10 protein-coding genes are annotated in these 21,113 nt (G+C 60.7%); 6 read left to right on the top strand and 4 right to left on the bottom strand.

Annotated elements, in window-relative coordinates; genetic code table 11:
- Positions 1 to 126: 126 nt before the first annotated feature.
- Entirely contained in the window at positions 127 to 2,418 is a 2,292-nt protein-coding gene (locus AOA60_RS01000; RefSeq protein ID WP_099582797.1) for a fatty acid cis/trans isomerase, read from the bottom strand.
- Between the two features lie 165 nt (positions 2,419 to 2,583).
- On the opposite strand from AOA60_RS01000, the gene metH reads away from it, so the two are divergent.
- Complete coding sequence (metH, locus tag AOA60_RS00995) at positions 2,584 to 6,294, top strand: methionine synthase (protein WP_099582796.1); 3,711 nt, start codon at positions 2,584 to 2,586, stop codon at positions 6,292 to 6,294.
- A gap of 48 nt (positions 6,295 to 6,342) precedes the next feature.
- Here the strand turns inward: metH and AOA60_RS00990 are convergent, their stop codons facing one another.
- Positions 6,343 to 13,497: an NEL-type E3 ubiquitin ligase domain-containing protein gene (locus AOA60_RS00990; RefSeq protein ID WP_099582795.1), complete on the bottom strand. Its 7,155-nt coding sequence runs from the start codon at positions 13,495 to 13,497 to the stop codon at positions 6,343 to 6,345.
- A 132-nt stretch (positions 13,498 to 13,629) separates the two neighbouring features.
- Here AOA60_RS00990 and AOA60_RS00985 point away from each other — a divergent pair, with 132 nt between their 5' ends.
- The gene (locus tag AOA60_RS00985; RefSeq protein ID WP_099582794.1) at positions 13,630 to 13,845 is read left to right on the top strand and encodes a DUF2970 domain-containing protein; all 216 of its coding nucleotides are present in this window, start codon (positions 13,630 to 13,632) and stop codon (positions 13,843 to 13,845) included.
- On the opposite strand, the gene AOA60_RS00980 is transcribed toward AOA60_RS00985, so the two are convergent.
- The gene (locus AOA60_RS00980; protein WP_099582793.1) at positions 13,842 to 14,909 is read right to left on the bottom strand and encodes an ABC transporter substrate-binding protein; all 1,068 of its coding nucleotides are present in this window, start codon (positions 14,907 to 14,909) and stop codon (positions 13,842 to 13,844) included. The genes AOA60_RS00985 and AOA60_RS00980 overlap by 4 nt on opposite strands.
- 422 nt (positions 14,910 to 15,331) lie before the next feature.
- Here AOA60_RS00980 and AOA60_RS00975 point away from each other — a divergent pair, with 422 nt between their 5' ends.
- A complete protein-coding gene (locus tag AOA60_RS00975; RefSeq protein WP_099582792.1) occupies positions 15,332 to 16,990 on the top strand; it encodes a nitrite/sulfite reductase in 1,659 nt (552 codons plus the stop codon).
- Positions 16,974 to 17,468 carry a DUF934 domain-containing protein gene (locus tag AOA60_RS00970; RefSeq protein ID WP_003235539.1) on the top strand — a complete coding sequence of 165 codons (495 nt, stop codon included), beginning with the start codon at positions 16,974 to 16,976 and terminating at the stop codon, positions 17,466 to 17,468. The genes AOA60_RS00975 and AOA60_RS00970 overlap by 17 nt, the downstream gene beginning before the upstream one ends.
- A 40-nt stretch (positions 17,469 to 17,508) precedes the next feature.
- On the opposite strand, the gene AOA60_RS00965 is transcribed toward AOA60_RS00970, so the two are convergent.
- On the bottom strand, positions 17,509 to 17,913 hold the full coding sequence (locus tag AOA60_RS00965; protein ID WP_099582791.1) for a MerR family transcriptional regulator: 405 nt from the start codon (positions 17,911 to 17,913) through the stop codon (positions 17,509 to 17,511).
- Positions 17,914 to 17,984: 71 nt separating this feature from the next.
- Between AOA60_RS00965 and AOA60_RS00960 the strand changes: the two genes are divergently transcribed.
- Together AOA60_RS00960 and poxB are read left to right on the top strand one after the other, a co-directional pair.
- The gene (locus tag AOA60_RS00960) at positions 17,985 to 19,217 is read left to right on the top strand and encodes an NADH:flavin oxidoreductase/NADH oxidase family protein (RefSeq protein WP_099582790.1); all 1,233 of its coding nucleotides are present in this window, start codon (positions 17,985 to 17,987) and stop codon (positions 19,215 to 19,217) included.
- A gap of 77 nt (positions 19,218 to 19,294) precedes the next feature.
- Positions 19,295 to 21,019, top strand: coding sequence for a ubiquinone-dependent pyruvate dehydrogenase (gene poxB / locus AOA60_RS00955; RefSeq protein WP_099582789.1), 1,725 nt, complete (start codon positions 19,295 to 19,297; stop codon positions 21,017 to 21,019).
- Positions 21,020 to 21,113 lie beyond the last annotated feature (94 nt).

Below are 21,113 nucleotides of genomic sequence, written 5' to 3'. Positions count from 1 at the left end.
CGTGGGTGACACCTACCTGATATATGGAGATCAACATGTGGGAGGGGGCTCGACTTAACAACCCGGTCTGCTCTAAGGCCGCCGCGCGCTTGCTTTTGATCTGAGAGCGCTCCCCCAACCCACCACTCACAAATTCTCATACCGATTCATATCCAGGACCCCCGCCTCAACCGGCGTAGTCTCCCGAACATACTCCGACAAATCGTGGAAATACTGCCAGAACAGCGGATGGCTCCGGCGTACCCCCCAACGATCAACGATCCTCTCAAACTGCTGGGCGTCCTTGGCCTGCTCCATCTGCGCCACAAACGCCGGCACGTCCCCTGCCGGAATATTGAAGATGAAATTCGGATAGCTACTGAGCACCCCCGGATAAAGGGTCAAGGTATCCAGCCCCGGCTGATAGCGATACGCCTCGCCCAGCAAAAACGCCACATTGCTGTGGGCACGGTTGCGCAGCAGGCTATAGACCACACGCTGCCCGCTGGCAGTCTCAACCCGCAGCATCGTCGCCTCAGGCAACTGATCAATCACCTTGAGCCCCGCCGCCGGACGCGACGTCAACCGGCTAAGCGCCTGCTCAGCATCCTGCAAGGCCGGGTCAATCCCGTCACGCGAACAATACGCGCCAGAACACCGATTAATCGGGTCCGGGCTCGCATTCAGATCACCGTAACGGGCAATCAACTGGTTGGCGAAGTCCCGCTTGGGGTCCTGTTCATTCAAGTGCAAGCCTGTAGGTTTATCGTCATCAATCGCTTCGTAATCCAGCCACAGCTTGATCTTGCCGCTGTTCTGATACCAATCATCCATAAAGCCTTCACGAGCGTCCGCCGGCATCAAGCGCAGGAAGTTCTGCTCTGCACCGTTACGGATCAAATCGAAGTACAACCGAGTCTGGGCCTGGTGCGAGACGTTGCCGAACACATCGAAATTCACCGCCAACTGATAATAGGTGCGCTCCAATAACGGATAGTCGAACAGCCACATCGTCTGCGGCACTTCGCCAATCAGGCCTTTGTTGACCGATGCACTGTCGAAGTGGCGAAAGATGCTCAGCAACGCATTGTCATTGCCCGCCCACAGGCTCGACCAACTCGGCGGCGGCAAATCGGCATAACTGTCCCGGCGCAGCGCCTCGTACCGGTTGCGCTTGTCGCGATAGGCTAACCACAGGCTGAGCACACTGCCCACGTCGTCGTTCTGCCCCGGCATGGCCAGCAGCGGCGTGGCCTGGCCGCGGTACCGCGCATCGGTGATGTACAGGTCGTGGTCCGGGTCCTGGAACAGCGTCCAGAAGTTGTCGCGGATCACGTCCGTGGCGATCTGCCCACGGCACACCGGCCCGCGAATAAAGGTGCGTACAAAGTACTCGGCGTTATCCAGCATGAACTGATACCGCGCCTTGGCCGGGATCGCCTCGAAGGTGTCGAACGGATTGGCGCGGCGGCCCGGGCCATAACCCGGCAAGGCGTTGACCTGCCAGTTGCCGCTGTAGAACAGGTCTTTGATGCGCGCCATTTTCGCAGCGCTGAACGGATAGGTGATGTGAGTCTTGTGCACAATCACGCCCTGCACCGGCCACAGACGGTAGTAGACACGCGTGCCTGGGTCGTCATTGGGGCGACGGGTGTTGATCAGGTCGATGGGCCGCCCACTCGGCGTACGCGAGCGCACCCACTGGAAGTAATGCCCTGGCTCGCCGTTCTCGAAATAGATATGGGCCAGGAACAAGTGTTCGAACAACCAGCGGGCCACCAGGCTTTCACGGGCGCCGGGCTGGTTGAGCAGGTTTTCCCACTGTAGAAGCTGCAAGGCTTCGTTGGCACTCGGCGCCAGGCCCTGCTGATCAATCGGCGCGCCGGACGCGAGCCAGCGTTGCAGCGTCTGGTATTGCTGGTCGGTGAGGCCCGTGACCGCCAGGGGCATGCCTTCTCTGGGATGGGCGCCGGCATAGGCATTGAACTCGCCAGGGGTGGCGCACATGTTTTCGCGGTTCAGGCCCAACACAATGTCATCGGGCAACTTGGCATTGGGTTGCAAAGGCGCGTTATGCCCCAGTTCCAGCATGCGCGCCATCAGCGCGGCCTGGCTGCCTTGGGCGTCCAGCACCGAATAGAAGCCCTTCTGCTGCCAGGCCTGCTTGCCAAATGCGTCGTAAAACAAACGGGTGGTCGGCGCGGCCTGGCTGCGTTCGCCGTCATACACCGGCATCTTGCTCGCGCCCCGCGCCGCGCCCTCGGCGCTGCCCAGGTTGAGCTGGCAGGCGGAGTCGTAGCAGGCATGGCAGGCCACGCACTTCTCGGTGAAAATCGGTTGAATGTCGCGGGTGTAGGAAATCGCCGGAGCGGGACCTGCTGCCTGCGCAGTACTGGCGATCAAGGCCAGGACGGCGCTGACGATAAGACGAAGTGACATGTATCCGGTCCCGATTCAATGCATGCGCTGAAAAATTGCGATGATTCTACCGGGCCATCGCCCCTCACAACATGAGCGATATTCATGCAAAAGCCTGACATGCCGCAAATCCGCACAGGTTTGCTATGATCCACGCCCTCCGTAATGCCTGACCAGAGTAGTCCCATGTCCGATCGTAGCGCTCGTCTGCACGCCCTTCACCACGCCCTCAAGGAACGTATCCTGATCCTCGACGGCGGCATGGGCACGATGATCCAGAGCTATAAGCTGGAAGAGCACGATTACCGTGGCAAACGCTTCGCTGACTGGCCAAGCGACGTCAAGGGTAACAATGACCTGTTGGTGATTACCCGCCCTGACGTGATCGGCGGAATCGAGAAGGCCTACCTGGATGCCGGCGCCGATATCCTCGAAACCAACACCTTCAACGCCACGCGCATTTCCATGGCCGACTACGGCATGGAAGAGCTGGCCTACGAGCTGAACGTCGAAGGCGCACGCCTGGCGCGCAGGATCGCCGATGCCAAGACCGCCGAGAACCCGGACAAGCCACGCTTCGTTGCCGGCGTCCTGGGCCCGACCAGCCGCACCTGCTCGCTGTCGCCCGATGTGAACAACCCCGGCTACCGCAACGTCACCTTCGATGAACTGGTGGAAAACTACACCGAGGCCACCAAAGGCCTGATCGAAGGCGGCGCGGACCTGATCCTGATCGAGACCATCTTCGACACCCTCAACGCCAAGGCCGCGATCTTCGCCGTGCAGGGCGTGTTTGAAGCGCTGGATATCGAATTGCCGATCATGATCTCCGGCACCATCACCGACGCTTCTGGCCGTACCCTCTCGGGCCAGACCACCGAAGCATTCTGGAACTCGGTCGCCCATGCCAAGCCGATTTCCGTGGGCCTCAATTGCGCCCTCGGCGCCAGCGAGCTGCGCCCGTACCTGGAAGAGTTGTCGAACAAGGCCAACACCCATGTGTCGGCGCACCCCAACGCCGGCCTGCCCAACGAATTCGGCGAATACGACGAGCTGCCATCGGAAACCGCCAAGGTCATCGAAGAGTTCGCTCAGAGCGGCTTTCTCAACATCGTCGGCGGTTGCTGCGGCACCACACCGGGCCATATCGAAGCCATCGCCAAGGCCGTGGCCGGTTACGCGCCGCGCCCGATCCCGGACATTCCCAAGGCCTGTCGCCTGTCGGGTCTGGAGCCGTTCACGATTGATCGCAGCTCGCTGTTCGTCAACGTCGGCGAGCGTACCAACATCACCGGTTCCGCGCGTTTCGCCCGTCTGATCCGCGAAGACAACTACACCGAAGCCCTGGAAGTCGCCCTGCAACAGGTGGAAGCCGGTGCCCAGGTGATCGACATCAACATGGACGAGGGCATGCTCGATTCGAAGAAGGCCATGGTGACCTTCCTCAATCTGATTGCCGGCGAGCCGGACATCTCCCGCGTACCGATCATGATCGACTCCTCCAAGTGGGAAGTGATCGAAGCCGGCCTCAAGTGCATCCAGGGCAAGGGCATCGTCAATTCCATCAGCATGAAGGAAGGCGTCGAGCAGTTCATTCATCACGCCAAGCTGTGCAAGCGCTACGGTGCCGCCGTGGTGGTAATGGCCTTCGACGAAGCCGGCCAGGCCGACACCGAGGCGCGCAAGAAAGAAATCTGCAAGCGCTCCTACGACATCCTGGTCAATGAAGTCGGCTTCCCGCCGGAAGACATCATCTTCGACCCGAACATCTTCGCGGTCGCCACCGGTATCGAAGAGCACAACAACTACGCCGTCGACTTTATCAACGCCTGCGCCTACATCCGCGACGAGCTGCCGTACGCGCTGACCTCCGGCGGCGTGTCCAACGTGTCGTTCTCGTTCCGTGGCAACAACCCGGTGCGCGAGGCGATCCACTCGGTGTTCCTGCTGTATGCGATCCGCAACGGCCTGACCATGGGCATCGTCAACGCCGGCCAGTTGGAGATCTACGACCAGATCCCGGCCGAGCTGCGTGACGCCGTGGAAGACGTGGTGCTCAACCGCACCCCGGAAGGCACCGACGCCCTCCTCGCCATCGCCGACAAGTACAAGGGCGACGGCAGCGTCAAAGAAGCCGAGACCGAGGAATGGCGCGGCTGGCCGGTGAACAAGCGCCTGGAACATGCGCTGGTCAAGGGCATCACCACGCACATTGTTGAAGACACCGAGGAATCCCGACAGTCGTTCGCACGCCCGATCGAAGTGATCGAAGGCCCGCTGATGTCCGGCATGAACATCGTCGGCGACCTGTTCGGCGCGGGCAAAATGTTCCTGCCCCAGGTGGTCAAATCCGCCCGCGTGATGAAGCAGGCCGTGGCCCACTTGATTCCGTTCATCGAGCTGGAAAAAGGCGACAAGCCCGAAGCCAAGGGCAAGATCCTGATGGCCACGGTCAAGGGCGACGTGCATGACATCGGCAAGAACATCGTCGGCGTGGTGCTCGGTTGCAACGGCTATGACATCGTCGACCTCGGCGTGATGGTGCCGGCCGAGAAAATCCTGCAGGTGGCCAAGGAACAGAAGTGCGACATCATCGGGCTGTCCGGCCTGATCACCCCGTCCCTGGACGAGATGGTGCACGTGGCGCGCGAGATGCAGCGCCAGGACTTCCACCTGCCGCTGATGATCGGCGGTGCGACGACGTCCAAGGCGCACACAGCGGTGAAGATCGAGCCCAAGTACAGCAACGACGCGGTGATCTACGTCACCGACGCCTCCCGTGCGGTGGGCGTGGCTACGCAGTTGCTGTCCAAGGAATTGAAGGCTGGCTTCGTCGAGAAGACTCGCCTGGAATACATCGATGTACGTGAGCGCACCTCCAACCGCAGTGCGCGCACCGAGCGCCTGAGCTACCCGGTGGCAATCGCCAAGAAGCCGCAGTTCGACTGGAGCAGCTACACGCCGGTCAAGCCGACCTTCACCGGCTCCAGGGTGCTGGACAATATCGACCTCAACGTGTTGGCCGAGTACATCGACTGGACCCCGTTCTTTATCTCCTGGGACCTGGCCGGCAAGTTCCCACGCATCCTTACCGATGAAGTGGTGGGTGAAGCCGCCACCGCGCTGTACGCCGATGCCCAGGAAATGCTCAAGAAGCTGATCGACGAAAAACTCATCAGCGCCCGTGCAGTATTCGGTTTCTGGCCGACGAACCAGGTGCAGGACGATGACCTCGAAGTCTACGGCGAAGATGGCCAGCCGATTGCCAAACTGCACCACCTGCGCCAGCAGATCATCAAGACCGACGGCAAGCCGAACTTCTCCCTGGCCGACTTCGTCGCGCCCAAGGACAGCGGCGTGACCGACTACATCGGCGGTTTTATCACCACCGCCGGCATCGGCGCCGAAGAGGTGGCAAAGGCCTATCAGGACGCGGGCGACGACTACAACTCGATCATGGTCAAGGCCCTGGCCGACCGCCTGGCCGAGGCCTGTGCCGAGTGGCTGCACCAGCAGGTACGTAAAGAACACTGGGGTTACGCCAAGGACGAACAGCTGGATAACGAAGCGCTGATCAAGGAGCAGTACAGCGGTATCCGCCCTGCCCCGGGCTACCCGGCGTGCCCGGATCACACCGAGAAAGCCCAGTTGTTCCAACTGCTGGACCCTGAAGCCCGCGAGATGCAGGCCGGGCGCAGCGGCGTGTTCCTCACCGAGCACTACGCGATGTTCCCGGCGGCGGCGGTCAGCGGCTGGTACTTCGCCCACCCGCAGGCGCAGTACTTTGCCGTGGGCAAGGTCGACAAGGACCAGGTAACCAGCTACACCGCACGCAAGGGCCAGGACCTGGCCGTGACCGAACGCTGGCTGGCGCCGAACCTGGGTTACGACAACTAAGGCACGCAGCCGATGCAGGCGTTATCGAACGCCTGCATCGGCCCGCCCCTAACGCTGGAGTCGCTCTCGCTCCTGCCGCGTCAGCCGGATAGCCAGCGCGGTTTGTTGCTCGCTGCGCCTGGCACCCAGTTCTGCGTACTCCTTCAAATACGCGGGGCCTACCTCCGGAAAACGCTCCTCAAGTGCATCAATCTGCTTATCGAGCGCGTGGGCCAGCGCCGAGAACTCGTCGGCGTATTTGTTTTTCAAGTAATTAAGCCAATATTCACGGGTGATCAGTTTTTCATCGAAACCTGGTTCGCGTTCACGCGCCAGGACATCAACGTAGGCATCGTCGATATCGGCCTGGCTGACCTGTGCCAGGTCGGCATACAACATGCCCGAGGGTTGCGTGGGCAACTGTAGACGCTCGGCAAGGCCGATACGGTAAGCCAGCCGTACTTCGGCGGGATCGATATGGGGGCTGCGCTCGATAGCGGCCCGGGCAATGTCCTCCACCGCCTCCAGACGGATCATGCTCCTGGCCAGTGCCAACAGCGCAGCGCCGTCTTGCGCCAGCTCAGACTCTCTAAGCGCATCGAACTCCAGGACGCTCGTTTCAAGCTCGTTGAAAATCAGGATTCGACCGTCACCGCACGTAGCACCCGGTATAAGGGCCGTCGCCCTGGCGAATATGTACCGCCTCAGTTGCAGGCTATCGCCCATCGCGTCCAGCACCGCCCATACTCGCCGCCTCAACTCGGCAGGAAACTGAAGAAAGTCTACGGTGTCCGCCAACCGGGAAAGCACAAAGAAAAAGTCCGCGCTGCCCTCTTCAGCCACGAGTACATCCCACGCGGCATGCCTGGTGGAGTCAGCCTCCAGCGTGGCAAACCAACGGTTTTTCTGGACGTGCACAGGCTCAATGTCCGGGTGATTTTGAAAGACGTGCTCCGCCCCGGAAAACTCGGCTTCACTGGACGAGCGAGAGGGGTTGATAAGGCCTTCCAGCTCCTGGGCGGAATACCCCAGACCATTGCCGGTCTGGAGCAGATAGGTGCGTAAATCTTCAAGCTCATGCAGCCCAAGCTCATTTCCCGAGAGCGTGGTGCCGGCCATCAATTGTTGATGCCGCGGCTCCAGGGCGGCGGCAGGGATAGTCTCGATCCAGTTGTTGCCCAGGTCCATCTGACGCAGCCGTGGCAGCTCAAGCGCAGCGCTCGGCCAATCCTCCAGGAGGTTGTGCTGCAGGTTCAGTGTTTCAAGCCTGTTCAAGCCCGTGGCATCCACCCGTCTAAGGATATTGCCGCTCAGGTCCAACCATGCCAGTTCAGGCATATTGCCCAGGAGCGGCTGTAATACGATCGAGTTACGCAGTCGGTTACCGCTGAAGTCCAGCCGGCTTAACGAATGAAATTCGTTGAGCACGTTCGGCAAGACGGGCAGCGCGTTATGACTGAGCGTCAAGTTTTTTACATGGGCGAAACTGCGCAGAAACCCGCTGGAGCCCTCTGCCGTCAGGGCGACGCCGCTCAGGTCAAGCTCGTTTACATGCGCGAAATAAGCCGGCACGGCAGGTAGATCCCCCAACGTCAGGCCCGACAAGCTCAATTGTTGAGCGCTCTCTGGCACAAACGCCGAGGGTTCTGCCCGCAACGTGAAACGCCAACCCTGCAGCAATCGATCCGCCGCCCTGCGCCGGTCCAGCGCACTGATCCCGCTTTCACTCTGATAATCCTCAGCACCGATCCACTGATTCAACAGCGATACCCACTCGTCGTATTGCCTCTCCCACTCGACCAATTTGGCCTCGACCTTAAACGCGTCGTGACCGCTGACACCCAACTCATCCATCCATGCCTGCGCCTGGGCGTCGTCCAGCGAAGGGTTCAGCCGTTGCAGCCGCTCGGCTGGGGTTGGCCTGACACGCGCGGGGTCTGAGATACCGGGCAGCGCAGTGAGCCACTCGGGACGCTGGTGAAGGTCATCCGGGAAATACTCAGGGTCGCCTCCGGTCAACCCCTGAAACAGCAGGTCGTGGGGTATGCCCAATGGGTTTTCCAACGTGTCCATTGGGTGATCCTGGGTGTAGCGTCGCGCAAACAACCGCGCTTGCGCACGTGCATGAGTGGTAAGGCGGCAGCCCCGCAGGCTGGTGCCGAGCAGCAAGGGATCATGCCCCTCCAAGGCCGCCTCGGGGATAGCGGTCACCGCACTGTGGCTCAGGTCCAGACGTTCCAGGTGTTGCCAGCCTTGCGGCCAGGCGTTAATTGCACTGTGACTCAGGTCCAGGCTACGCAGTTGTTCGAGACTGCGCGCATCCAGACTGCCGATTGGGTTGTACTGCAATTGCAAGGATGAAAGCTGCGCGAACGTGTTCAACCGGGCTTGTGTGGGCGCAGTAATGACCAACCTGTTGCGCGAAAGGTCCAACTGCCTGAGGGTTTCAAATCGAGTGAGTGTCGACGGCAGTTCCGTCAGGTTGTTCCCTGCAAGGCTGACGGCCTGGAGCCCGGTAAAATGGTCGAGCCACGGGTTGATGGCTTCGAGGGGGACACCTGCACCGCTCAAGTTGAGGTCGCGAACATGGGCAAAACCGGCCGTCGGCAACGGCGGCAAAGCACCCAGCCGACTTCCTGACAGATCGAGCCGCGAGCCTGCCGGCGCATCGCCCTCGAAATGGCCGGGCTGACCAGGGGTGATAAAGCGCTGCGCTAAACCCGCACGCCAACACTCCAGCAGCTTTTCGGCGGCCATTTCCCGGGACGCATCTTGCTGCCGCCATTGTTCAAGCTCTGCGGCCAGTCGCTGATATTCTTCACGGACCGTGTTCACACGCGCCACACGCATCAGCGGCGACAACCCCTGCTCGCTGAATTCGGCCATGGCACTCGAAACAAAAACCGGATCACCGTTCCAGAGACCTCTCAGCACCCCCTCGCAATAGCCCCGCACCAGCCGGGCCTCATCCATCAGATGCGCGGGGTTGCCCTGCAAGTGATCAAACACCGCTTTGAAGTCCTGGGATTCAAACCCTGCCCAATTCATCTGCAAACCGCGCCACACGCGCTCATGCCCGCTGAACATCTCAGGCGGCACCGAATGCAATCGGGTACCCGAGAGATCGAGGGACTCAAGGTGCTCAAGCGCAGTGACGCCACGCGGCCAAGCCCCCAGGGCCCCCGACACGGTCAAGCGACGCAATGATGTCAACTCGCTGACGTCCAGCGTTTGAAGAGCCCCCCCGAGAACCAGCTGCTCCAGCCCCGCCATTCGGTTGATAGCCTGCAACGCCTCACTGGAATACGTGAGTGAAGGCCCTTGAATCGACAGTTCGGTAATACCGGGCAGGCTTGGCAACCGAGCGGCCACCGCGTCCAGGTCCATGGGGTTAACGTAGAGTTCAAGACGCTGTAAACGGGGTAACAACCGGTGCAAAGCCTCGCTCCCCTCGGCAAGCAATCTGGCGCCTGATAACGACACTGTACGCACATGGGAAAAGTCTGCCTCCAGCGTCGGCAGCGGCTGCGCCCCGCGAATGTTCAGAACCGCACTGGGCGCGCGATCCCGGTCCAGGCCCTGGCGCCAACAGCCGATCACATCGTCGGCAACACGTGAGCGATAACCGTCCTGCCCGGCCCATTGCGCGAGCCTGAGCTGTAATGCCGCCAGTTCGCGTTGACGCGAGGAAAGCATCTGCGAAACCTGCGCATCGCTTTCACCGTCGCGCCTTCGAGACCACAAAAATGCCTCAGCCTCCTCTTCAGGGATATTCGGATAGACACTGCGTAACTGAGGAATCAACTGTTCACTCAGGAAAAAAGCCTTGCTCCTGCCCGACAACTCATAGCCCAAACGCCCGCTCGGCAGACGCCATGAGGGCTTTGACCTCGGGATGCGCAGCTTGAACACTTGATTGGCCACAACGTCTCGGTGCGACCTGGCATACGCGGCCAACGCCTGTTGTAAATCGGCGCCCTGGCTGGTCGACGGCAGCGCCAGCGCTTGACGGGTTTCGTCCGGCAAGGCATGCATGATTGACGCATAGAAGTTACGACCATGGGGGGGCAATTCATTCAGCGCATTGCCGGCCGCGTCAACGGCTTGAAAACGCTCGTCGATCTTGATCAGGTATCTGCGCATTGCCGCGCTTTCTTCGCCTATGCCGGCCTTCAATGGTCCGTTGATATGGCCTTCGCGTATTTCCAGGCGCAGCCCCTCAGGCCACCCTGGCAGGCGCGCAAGGGTATGCAGGGCCAGCCAGTCGCTGTCGACGCCGGCTAGCCTGTCCCGATGCAGCCCGCTGAGTGCCCGTCCAAGGCGCCCCTGTTGCACAGCGATACGCGCGGCGAGATCAAGGCGCTCTGCGGCGTTGCCGGTATCCAGGTCGAGCAGTTGCGAGTGTGCTCGTCTTGACAACGTGGGGAACCGCCGGTGCAGCGAACCGGTGGCGGCGTGGTGCGGGTTTCTTGCGCGCAACAGAGCGCTGAACAAGGCCTGCTGTCTTTGCAGCGCCACGTCTGCAAGCCTCTGATTGAAGACCTGCGTTCTGGTGGCCCCTCCCCAGGTTGACTCGCTGCCCAACAGCTGGGCGGCTTCGTCTTCGCTCAGGCCAGCCAAGACAGTCGATGCGAGCTTGCCTTGGAATACATCGTCAATACTGATTTTGAGAGTGGCCTGGTTAGCGCCCGGTGAAAGAGGCCGACCATGGCGCACGGAGCGCCCGCTGAAAATCGTCGTTTCCTGGACCTGAAGTGGCTCTTTCAAGGGTGCACCAGACCATTCATCGATCAGCGGGGTAACCGGTTCGAAACGGCTGCCCAATTGGCCCAACGCGCAGTTAGCCGCTTCCTCGCCTAGCGGGCCAGTGCTACCCACCAGTTGCTCGATGGGCGTCTTGCCGACATCGACACGCGGGTGCCCCACGGGTTCAGAACCTGCAAACACCTCCAATACCTTTGCCTGCGGCCAGCCTGGCATTTCGACCACGAGACCCAACGCGTACTCATAGCCAGCGTCCCTCGGTGTTCCCCGACGAATCTGGCCGATCAGCTCATCAACCTGCTGGTCGACCTTGAAATCCTCCAGGGTATCGGCCAGCACCGCCGGCACAGGCAAGCCGTCCATATGCACTTTTCGCAACTGGTCGTCGCTGACACCGCTTATTTCACCCACGGCGCTCAGGGTTTCATCAGAAAAACCCTCCGCGCAATGCCCCAGGCGACGCAGCAGCTTCAGGCGCTCCCACGACAGCGGATACTCATGAATATGTCGCCAGGCACCTTCGCCGTTATGCTCAAGGATTGGCTGGTAAGCCATGTCGTCGTGCGGATGTCTGATTCGCCATTTGCGCAGATCGGCGTCAAAGCTCGTTTCGTAGAATGATCCATCGATACGGATGTAAGTCTTGCCTCCACGCATGTACTGACCCGTCGCATCTGGCCGGACTGCGGAATCAAACACCACGTCGCTCCTGTAGGGTGCCAGGTCAGGCTTCCACAGACGCGCCTTACCGTCAGGCAGGCTGACCCTTACCGTGCCTTCAATGACCGGTTCGACCCTTGGTCTACTCAGGGCTTTACCCACGCCGGCGGTCACCCCGATCAAGGCGAGGTTTTCTGCCAGGTCGATCAGGTGCACCTTGGCCGCTTTGCGATCGCCTTCACTCCACTCTGACACCGCCTCAAATGTCTCGTACAACAGCTGTGCGACCATGACCCCCAGCATGATTGCACCCAACACAGGCACGAAGCCGGCAACGAAACCCAGTACGAACACCCCCACATTGAGAAACATCGCCAGTTTTCGCTGACGCACCCTGGCATCGACGTCCGCGGTGGGGACGGCATAACTGGCGGCGTCCGACACAACCTTGTCTCGGTTTTGATTGTAGAGATACGTCCAAAGATCAATGGCGTCAGCGCCCGCCGGACTGTCCTTGAACACCAAGGCTGCGGGCGCCAGATAGGGCGTCGGGTTTGGCACCTGGGGAGATCGAGGCAAGGGTGGGAAATTTTTGAGTCGAAAAGGCGTCATGCGACTGACCAACTCATACATATCGCCTATGCCGGGAAAAGTGGAACCGATTTTCTCGCGAAAAGTCGCGTCTGCGGCATCCTGCGTGAACTCACTGAAGTAACGCGGCCAATCGGCATGGCTCACGAACTGACTGAAAAAACGCTGGTAAGCCGTGGGGCCTGTCACCCGCTGCGTGGGGGCGCCTGGCGTGATAAACCGGTCGTTCAACGTCGCAAGCATGTGGTCGTAATCGCGATAGCGCTTCAGCGGGTGGTACGGGTCATGGGGTATGTAAAGAATGGGGTAATCAACCTTCTCACCCGCCATGACCTGAAACATCACGCAGCCGGTGATTCGCAGATTCATCAGGCCAACGTCGCGAACCAGCACGGTTTGCGCCCCGATACGGGGTGAGCGCTCGCCTTCAATGACGCGAAGCAGCATGGCGTAGACATCGTCGTCGATATCCTGCTGCAACAAAGCCAATTCGGCGGCGGCCCGCATCGCGGCCTTTTGGCTGAGGGCGAATTGCAACCTTAAGGAGGCCTCGACAGAAGCTTCGGTGGGGTGAAAAAACCGCTTGAGATAGGCCTGATACTGCCCGCCAATATTCAACTGCCGGCACAGTGTCAGAAATTGATGGACTTTCAGCCCCCCCAGGCGCACCGGTAACAACGGCTCAGAAAGCGATCCTGTTTGCCATCTGAAGCCGGAGGACGAATGAAAAAAACCCTCTTCACACTCGCTCGCCTCGAAGTTGTGGAGCGCGGCCTGAAACAGCTCAAGCTTCAAATAATCATAGGTGCGCGCTTCGATATTCAGATAGCTCACTTGCAGCGACTTTCTGAGACTTATCCAGGTGGACAGCCCGCCGGCAAGCTCAACGCCATACTGATCCTTGAGTGCCTTTACCAGTAACGGGCGGCCGAACGTCTCGATGTCCTGCAAGGCTGACATCGTCTTATCCAGCACCGTTTGTTCGGTGAAGCTCTCAAGTACGCAATCGTGCACTCGCTGACGCCGCTGTGGGGCTGCGCGCCAATACGCCTGCGCCAGCGTTGTATCGGCTTTACTGAGTGCCTCACGACGCTGCGGTGTGGCATCGATCAGCCACGGTGGGACAGCCGCTATCAATGACTTGGCATGAATGCTCGCGGATGCGCCTGCCGCCCGTGCAGGCACGTTTGTCTGGGGAACTACCGACATACTGACTCTCCTGATAATGAAGAGACCAGTTGATCACCGCGCGCGGGCGCATCCGAAGTACTTAGCTATGACGTTTCCTGAACTATCCTGTGGGTGGCACCGCGCCGATACCACCCGACCTGCGGAGGCTTCATGGACACCCCGGACAATAAACCGCCGACCTTATGGCAGATGCTGCAGAGCGTCATGGCTGCGGCCATTGGCGTGCAAAGCGGCAAGAACCGCACGCGCGACTTCACCCACGGCAAACCCAGCCACTTCGTGGTCCTGGGGATTGTGTTCACAGCCGTGTTTGCGCTGACCTTGTTTGGCATCGTCAAGCTGGTGCTGCACCTGGCCGGTGCCTAGCGCAGCAGCAACTGCAGGCTGAACGGGTAACGGTAGGATGCTGGCTTGCCCTGGGCGGACAGCGCACGAAAATTCACCGGTGCCGTGTGCCCCAACAAGCGCCGCGCCTGGGGAATGTCGATCAATTGGAACAACGCCAACTGGCGGTCGCGCCCACCGTGGGCGCTGATATCCACGCCCTTGGCATCATCATTGATCAGCACCATGGCCCACCCGCCTACGGTGAAATGCCCTGCGACCAGGCTCGACAAGCGACCGTCCAGGCGCGCCTGCAGGATCTCGGGTGAACTGTTGACCGCGCTGAACAGCACGTCCTTACCCGGTAACCGCCCACTGGCCTGCAACGCCTGCATGGCGCCCAGGGCCATCTGATCGTTGGCCGACCACACCAGTGCCGTCTGCGGGTAGCGCTTGAACAGTTGCGTCGCTTGCTCGAAGGCGCGCTCGCGGTTCCACTCGCCGTAGACCAACTGGCGAAGGCGCGCCTCGGGATGCTCGGCCAGTGCTCGACGCAGGCCCCGCTCGCGCAACTGCGCTCCCGGGGTGGTCTTGGCGCCGGAAAAGGCCAACAGGTCGAGGGATTGGCCCGGCGCAACCGGCCCGTGCTGGCGCAACAGATCACGCAGCATCAGGTAGCCCGCCTCTTCATCGTCAGCGACCAGGCTGCCGATCAAACGGATACCACTGCGGGTGCCCAACAGTTGCTCTTGATCGACGGTCAGTGCGCTGTTCACCATCAGCAACTTGATGCCACTGCCCTCGGCCATGCGCAGGATCTGCGGGGCGACGTACTGCTCATTGACCAGCACCAGGTAATCCGGACGCTGGCTGCCTTGCAGCACCTCACGCGCCTGGAGCAGCGTGTTGGCGACATCGCGCTCGCCATAACGCACACGCAAATCGAGGCCGAGGTCCTTGGCGGCGGCCTGCATGAATTGCGTGTAGCTGACCCAGAAGGTTTCGGTCGACATGCCCGGATTGAGAAACACCACCGACGTGGCATGGGCCATCGCCCCGTACGTCGATCCCAGCAACCAGACACACGTAATCAACACCTTCAACATGGACGCTTGAGCCTCGAAATTAGGCCGCCATGATAGTGGCAATGCCTAAACCAATCGAGGCTCAATCAACGTCCTTTATTGGTGGCTGACCCAGAAAACGGCGGTTCCCACCACCAGAATGATCAAGAACAGAATGGCCCAGGCATCCACGGTACTGTCGGGTTTACGGGCTTTTGTCGGATTGCTCATCGCATCGCCTCTTGTCGGTTTTATAGGTGATTGCACTAAGACTCGCTCACAGTAAAGTCGACGATTGCCCGCATGACAAATGTGGATATCCCGATAACCGTTCTCATTAGTCATTTTGGTTATTTCCATATACCCAAACATCACTTTTGCGCATAAACGCAAACTGGTATCGTGCGCCGGCTCCGTTGGGAGTGCGCGGCCGTGCGCGCAGATTTGCCGAGAACAGGACCTATATGTACGTATACGACGAATACGATCAGCGCATCATCGAGGACCGCGTCAAGCAGTTCCGTGATCAGACCCGACGCTACTTAGCAGGTGAACTGAGCGAAGAAGAGTTCCGCCCTCTGCGCCTGCAAAATGGCCTTTATGTTCAGCGCTTTGCGCCGATGCTGCGGGTGGCCGTGCCCTACGGCCAACTGACTTCGCGCCAGATGCGCATGATGGCCAGGATTGCCCGCGACTTCGACAAAGGCTATGCCCACATCAGTACCCGCCAGAACGTGCAGTTCAACTGGCCGGCCCTGGAAGATGTGCCGGACATCCTGGCTGAACTGGCCACCGTGCAGATGCACGCCATTCAGACCAGCGGTAACTGCCTGCGCAACGTGACCACCGACCAATTCGCCGGCGTTGCTGCCGACGAACTGATCGACCCTCGCCCATGGTGTGAAATCATCCGTCAATGGACCACCTTCCACCCGGAATTCGCCTACCTGCCGCGCAAGTTCAAGATCGCCGTCAACGGCTCGACCTCGGACCGCGCAGCCATCGAAGTCCACGACATCGGCCTGGAGCCGGTGTACAACGCCGCTGGCGAGTTGGGCTTCCGTGTGCTGGTCGGTGGCGGCCTGGGCCGTACGCCGGTGGTGGGCGCATTCATCAACGAGTTCCTGCCGTGGCAGGATCTGTTGAGCTACCTCGACGCCATCCTGCGGGTCTACAACCGCTACGGCCGTCGTGACAACAAGTACAAGGCCCGGATCAAGATCCTGGTCAAGGCGCTGACCCCCGAGGTGTTCGCCCAGAAAGTCGACGCCGAGATGGAACACCTGCGCGGCGGCCAGACCACCCTGACCGAAGCCGAAGTGCATCGCGTTGCCAAGCATTTCGTCGATCCCGAGTACAAGGCCCTGGCCAACCAGGACGCCGAAATCGCCGAGCTGGAACGCCAGCATCCAGGCTTTGCCCGCTGGCGTGGCCGCAACACCCTGGCGCACAAAAAGCCGGGCTATGTGGCGGTGACCCTGTCGCTGAAACCGACCGGTGTTGCACCGGGCGACATCACCGACAAGCAGCTGGACGCCGTCGCCGACCTGGCTGACCGCTACAGCTTCGGCCAACTGCGTACCTCTCACGAGCAGAACATCATCCTTGCGGACGTTGAGCAGAGCCAACTGTTCACCCTGTGGGGCGAGCTGCGCGAAGGCGGTTTCGCCACGCCGAACATCGGCCTTTTGACCGACATCATCTGCTGCCCGGGTGGCGACTTCTGCTCCCTGGCCAACGCCAAGTCGATCCCGATTGCCGAATCGATCCAGCGCCGTTTCGACGACCTGGACTACCTGTTCGACATCGGCGAGCTGGACCTGAACATTTCCGGTTGCATGAACGCCTGTGGTCACCACCACGTCGGCCACATCGGCATCCTGGGCGTGGACAAGAAAGGCGAAGAATTCTACCAAGTGTCCCTGGGTGGCAGCGCCAGCCGCGATGCGAGCCTGGGCAAGATCCTCGGCCCGTCCTTCGCCCAGGAAGCCATGCCCGAGGTGATCGGCAAACTGATCGATGTGTACATCGAACAGCGCACCGAAGATGAGCGTTTCATCGACACCTACCAGCGCATCGGCATTGACCTGTTCAAGGAGCGCGTCTATGCAGCGAATCATTAAGAACAACGAAGTCCTCGACGAAACCTGGCACCTGCTGCCCAAGGACGCGAGCTTCGACGGCATCTCCAACTGCGACGACCTGATCGTGCCGTTGGCGCTGTGGCGCGAACACGGCCACGCCCTCAAGGCCCGCGACGGCGGCCTGGGTGTGTGGCTGGACGCCGATGAAGAAGCCGAAGAGATCGGCGCCGACGTGGAACACTTCCAGGTCATCGCGCTGAATTTCCCGGCCTTCACCGACGGTCGCAACTACTCCAACGCCCGCCTGCTGCGTGACCGCTACGGTTACAAGGGCGAACTGCGGGCGATTGGCGACGTGCTGCGCGACCAGTTGTTCTACCTGCGCCGCTGCGGGTTCGATGCCTTCGCCCTGCGCGCAGACAAAGACCCGTACGAAGCGCTGGAAAGCCTCAAGGACTTCTCGGTGACGTACCAGGCTGCAACGGATGAGCCGCTGCCGCTGTTTCGTCGCCGGTAAGTTTGCGGACATGAAAAAGCCCTGGCATGCCAGGGCTTTTTCATGGCTGGAGTTTGATCGACGCCAGCACCTGTTTCTGTCCCATGGAGCATGGGACGCCTTCCGGCTGCGCACGTACGGCCTCAATCACTCCCAGCAACTGGGCTTTGCTGTGGACCAGTTGCGCCTGCATCACTTCGATCTGCGCCACCTTGCTCTCCAAGGCCAGGATGAGTTCGTCGCGCTTGTGCTCCCCCGGCGCGGGCATCAACGCCTTGAGTTCCTGCAAGGTAAACCCGGCCTGTTGCGCGCTCTGGATCAACTGCAAGGTTTGCAACGCGTCTTCTGAATAGCGCCGATAGCCATTGGCTTGGCGTCCCACCTGACTGATCAAGCCTTCGCTCTCGTAAAAGCGGATGCGCGAAGCCGCCAGGCCGCTCTGTTTTGCCAGCTCACCAATATTCATCACAACGCCTGCTTGACATTAAAGTTAACTTTAAGCTTAGCCTGAGGCCTCCCCTACTCAGGAGTCAACGCATGTCACCTTTTGAAGCCTTGCAACTGCCCAACGGCCAAGTCATCGCCAACCGCATCGCCAAGGCGGCGATGGAAGAAAACATGGCCGATATCAACCAGGCGCCGTCCCGCGAATTGAAGCAGTTGTACAAGGCCTGGGCAGACGGCGAACCCGGCCTGCTGTTGACCGGCAATGTGATGATCGACCGCCACGCCATGACCGGCCCCGGCGGCGTGGCCCTGGAAAACGAGCAACACCTGGACAGCTTTCGCGAATGGGCCGATGTGGCGCGCAACAAGGGCGTGCACTTCTGGGTGCAGCTCAGTCATCCAGGGCGCCAGACCATGGCCAATCTCGGCCAGCAAGCGTTGGCGCCGTCCGCCATTGCCCTCGACCTGGGCAGTTTTTCCAAGATGTTCGCCAAGCCCAAAGCCATGAGCGAAGACGAAATCCAGGACGTGATCCAGCGCTTCGCCACCAGCGCACGCCTGGCCGAGAAAGCCGGCTTTACCGGCGTGCAGATCCACGGCGCCCACGGCTATTTGCTGAGTCAGTTTCTCTCGCCCTTGAGCAACCACCGCACTGACCGCTGGGGCGGCTCGCTGGAAAACCGTGCGCGCCTGCTGCTGGAAGTGATTCACGCCGTGCGCGCCAGCGTCAGCCCGTCGTTTTGCGTGGCGGTCAAACTCAATTCGGCGGATTTCCAGCGCGGCGGCTTTGACGAAACCGATGCGCGGGCAGTGGTGGAAATGCTCAACCCATTGCCCATCGACCTGCTGGAACTGTCCGGCGGCAGCTATGAAGCGCCCGCCATGCAAGGCGAAGCACGGGACGGTCGCACGCTCGCCCGTGAAGCGTACTTCCTTGAATTTGCCGCCCAAATGGCCAGCGTCGCCAGCATGCCCGTGATGGTCACCGGGGGCATTCGCCGCCTGCCTATCGTGCAGCAAGTGCTGGACAGCGGCATCGCCATGGCCGGTATCGCCACCGCCCTGACGCTGGAACCGCAGTTGATCAAACACTGGCGCGAAGGTCGCGACCTCAACCCGCAACTCAAGCCGATCGACTGGAAGCGCAAGCCCCTGGCCTCGCTCGCCACGCTCGCCGTGGTGCGCAACCAGATGCGCCGCCTCAGCCGTGGTCGGCGGCCCAACCCCAAGGTGATGCCCTGGTTGGCACTGGCGTGTGACCAATGGTTTATCGCCCGCCGCACACGGCAATACCGCGCTGCCATGACGCAATCTTCACATTAAAGAAGGAGCATTCGTCGTGATCGAACTGTCCCCTATTGATCAGCAGCTTTTAACCTCACTGACGATTGGAGTGCTTCATGGCGAAAATCAACCTGGCCCAGCAACTGGCGACCACCCTTGAACAGGCGGGCATCAAGCGCATCTGGGGCCTGACCGGCGACAGCCTCAACGGTCTCACCGATGCGCTGCGCACCATGGACAGTATCGAGTGGATGCACGTGCGCCACGAAGAAGTCGCCGCCTTTGCCGCCGGCGCAGAGGCCGCCGCCACCGGCGAGTTGTCGGTGTGCGCCGGCAGTTGCGGGCCGGGAAATCTGCACTTGATCAATGGTCTGTTCGACTGCCATCGCAACCATGTGCCGGTGCTGGCGATTGCCGCACAGATTCCGTCCTCGGAAATCGGCCTGAACTACTTCCAGGAGACCCATCCCCAGGAACTGTTCAAGGAGTGCAGCCACTTTATAGAGCTGGTCACCAACCCCGCGCAGATGCCCCAGGTGCTGCATCGCGCCATGCGCTCGGCGATCCTCAATCGCGGCGTGGCGGTGGTGGTGATTCCGGGGGATGTGTCGCTGCTGGAAGTCGAAGACACCCTCAAGCCGTGGCCGGCCCTGCACGCGCCACGCACCTTGCCGGCAGAGGCCGATCTGCTGCAATTGAGCGAGATCCTCTCGCGCAGTGAAAAAGTCACGCTGCTGTGTGGCAGCGGCTGTGCCGGCGCCCATGCGCAAGTGGTGGCCCTGGCGGACATGTTGGGCGCGCCGGTGGTGCACGCCTTGCGCGGCAAGGAACATGTGGAATGGGATAACCCCTTTGATGTGGGCATGACCGGCCTGATCGGTTTCAGCTCCGGGTACCACGCCATGCTCGACTGCGACACGCTGATCATGCTCGGCACCGACTTCCCGTATCGCCAGTTCTACCCCACCGACGCAAAAATCATCCAGGTCGACCGCAATCCGCAGGCACTGGGCCGTCGCGCCACCTTGGACCTGGGTATCGCCGCGGATGTCAGCGAAACCATCGATGCCCTGCTGCCGCGCTTGACCCGCAAGACGGATCGCAGCTTCCTTGAAACCTCGTTGAAGCATTACGTAAAAGCCCGTCAGGGGCTGGACGACCTTGCGCAACCGTCCAAGGCCAATCGACCGATCCACCCGCAATACGTTGCGCGACTGCTCAGTGAGTTGGCCGACGATGACGCGATCTTTACCGCCGATGTCGGCTCACCCACGGTCTGGGCGGCGCGCTACCTGAAGATGAACGGCAAGCGCCGCCTGATCGGCTCGTTCAACCATGGTTCCATGGCCAACGCGATGCCCCAGGCGATTGGCGCGCAGGCCGCATTTGCGGGTCGGCAAGTGATTTCCATGTCCGGCGACGGCGGTTTCGCCATGCTGATGGGGGATTTCATCTCGCTGGCGCAGCTGAAGTTGCCGGTCAAAGTCATCGTATTTGATAACTCGTCACTGGGATTTGTCGCCATGGAGATGAAGGCCGCGGGTTATCTGGACACGGGCACCGAGCTGAAGAATCCGGATTTCGCGGCGATGTCCAACGCCATGGGAATCCTCGGCATTCGCGTGGAGCAATCCGCAGATCTGGAACCCGCCCTGCGCCGCGCCCTGGCCCACGATGGCCCGGTGCTGGTGGATGTGGTAACCGCCACTCAGGAACTGGTGATGCCGCCGAGCATCAAGCTGGAACAGGCCAAGGGGTTCAGCCTGTATATGCTCAAGGCGGTGATGAGTGGGCGTGGCGATGAGGTGATCGAATTAGCGCGGACCAACTGGCTGCGCTGATCTGAACAGGTGAAGAGGGGCTTGCCTGGCGAGGCTGCGTGGCGGACGTATTGACACCCCGCGATCTGCGGGGCGCCCAACGCAGCCTCGCTTG

Origin of the sequence: Pseudomonas sp. 2822-17, assembly GCF_002742485.1 — a bacterium.
Lineage (GTDB): Bacteria > Pseudomonadota > Gammaproteobacteria > Pseudomonadales > Pseudomonadaceae > Aquipseudomonas > Aquipseudomonas cyclaminis.
Note: the sequence above shows the minus strand (reverse complement) of the source record. Positions and strands in the feature narration are given on the sequence as shown.

What these genes read in the sequence shown, in the direction of transcription:
- AOA60_RS01000 (WP_099582797.1), bottom strand. Translation starts at nt 2,418, where the DNA reads ATGTCACTTCGTCTTATCGTCAGCGCCGTCCTGGCCTTGATCGCCAGT.
- metH (WP_099582796.1), top strand. Translation starts at nt 2,584, where the DNA reads ATGTCCGATCGTAGCGCTCGTCTGCACGCCCTTCACCACGCCCTCAAG.
- AOA60_RS00990 (WP_099582795.1), bottom strand. Translation starts at nt 13,497, where the DNA reads ATGTCGGTAGTTCCCCAGACAAACGTGCCTGCACGGGCGGCAGGCGCA.
- AOA60_RS00985 (WP_099582794.1), top strand. Translation starts at nt 13,630, where the DNA reads ATGGACACCCCGGACAATAAACCGCCGACCTTATGGCAGATGCTGCAG.
- AOA60_RS00980 (WP_099582793.1), bottom strand. Translation starts at nt 14,909, where the DNA reads ATGTTGAAGGTGTTGATTACGTGTGTCTGGTTGCTGGGATCGACGTAC.
- AOA60_RS00975 (WP_099582792.1), top strand. Translation starts at nt 15,332, where the DNA reads ATGTACGTATACGACGAATACGATCAGCGCATCATCGAGGACCGCGTC.
- AOA60_RS00970 (WP_003235539.1), top strand. Translation starts at nt 16,974, where the DNA reads ATGCAGCGAATCATTAAGAACAACGAAGTCCTCGACGAAACCTGGCAC.
- AOA60_RS00965 (WP_099582791.1), bottom strand. Translation starts at nt 17,913, where the DNA reads ATGAATATTGGTGAGCTGGCAAAACAGAGCGGCCTGGCGGCTTCGCGC.
- AOA60_RS00960 (WP_099582790.1), top strand. Translation starts at nt 17,985, where the DNA reads ATGTCACCTTTTGAAGCCTTGCAACTGCCCAACGGCCAAGTCATCGCC.
- poxB (WP_099582789.1), top strand. Translation starts at nt 19,295, where the DNA reads ATGGCGAAAATCAACCTGGCCCAGCAACTGGCGACCACCCTTGAACAG.